Source organism: Novosphingobium resinovorum, from assembly GCF_036352595.1.
Classification (GTDB): domain Bacteria; phylum Pseudomonadota; class Alphaproteobacteria; order Sphingomonadales; family Sphingomonadaceae; genus Novosphingobium; species Novosphingobium resinovorum_B.
In genome coordinates, this window is the sequence record NZ_JAZFAX010000115.1 from 1 (window position 1) to 813 (window position 813).

2 protein-coding genes are annotated in these 813 nt (G+C 51.8%); one reads left to right on the forward strand and one right to left on the reverse strand.

The features are described 5' to 3' along the window. The first annotated feature begins 121 nt into the window (after nt 1–121). Complete coding sequence (locus tag V2S85_RS27150) at nt 122–700, forward strand: DUF1837 domain-containing protein (RefSeq protein ID WP_330705883.1); 579 nt, start codon at nt 122–124, stop codon at nt 698–700. 4 nt (nt 701–704) lie between these two features. Here V2S85_RS27150 and V2S85_RS27155 read toward each other — a convergent pair. Then, nucleotides 705–813: IS3 family transposase (locus tag V2S85_RS27155; RefSeq protein ID WP_330705047.1), on the reverse strand; the 109-nt coding region annotated here is incomplete at its 5' end.

The window sequence follows — 813 nt, forward strand, 5'->3', positions numbered from 1 at the left end:
GAGCAAGCAGCAGCTCGTTCTTCTCGGCCTCGGTCAGAACATGAAGCGGCGGTGGCGGCATCCGTAGGGTGAATCAGCCAATCGACCTCCGCGCAACACTTTTCTGCCAACCCCGTGAGCAATTACCACTGACAAGGATGAAGTTGGTCAGGGCAGCGAGATTGCCGAAGTATTTCTGTATGGTGTAATGAAGAACCACTATAAGGCACTGCCGGTTGTGCCGAAGATATTTTACAAGCAGAATGTCCAAGACAACGCCAAAGGCGCTGACAGCGTCCACATCGTGATCAATGAGGCTGAGGACGATTTCTCGCTTTGGTTCGGCGAGGCGAAATTTTACAACTCGATAGCCGACGCCCGCTTGGACGCGGTGGTGAGCTCAGTGTACGCAAGCCTTGATACGGGTAAGCTGAGAAAAGAAAACGCGATCATAACTAACGTGTCGGACCTCGATCAACTTATATTAGCGGCACCGCTCCGAGAAAAAATCAAAGCAGCGCTGAGCAGCCAAGTGTCGATTGATCATCTTAAGCCGAAGATTCATGTTCCAATCCTGATCATTCATCAATGCGCCGATACGGCAGCATGTGCAGAGCTTTCCGATGAGTATCGGGCGCAGATATCTGCTCACCATACCAGTCGAGCGGAATCGTATTTCTCAAAGCAGCTGGCTGGATCGTCGAAGGTGAATAGCCCCTAGTTTTCTAGACGCCTTGAGCCATCAAAGCCTGCTGCCGTTCGAACTCGACGGGCGACAGCATCCCGTTCCTGACATGCTTGCGGACCGGATTGTAGAACATCTCGATATAATCG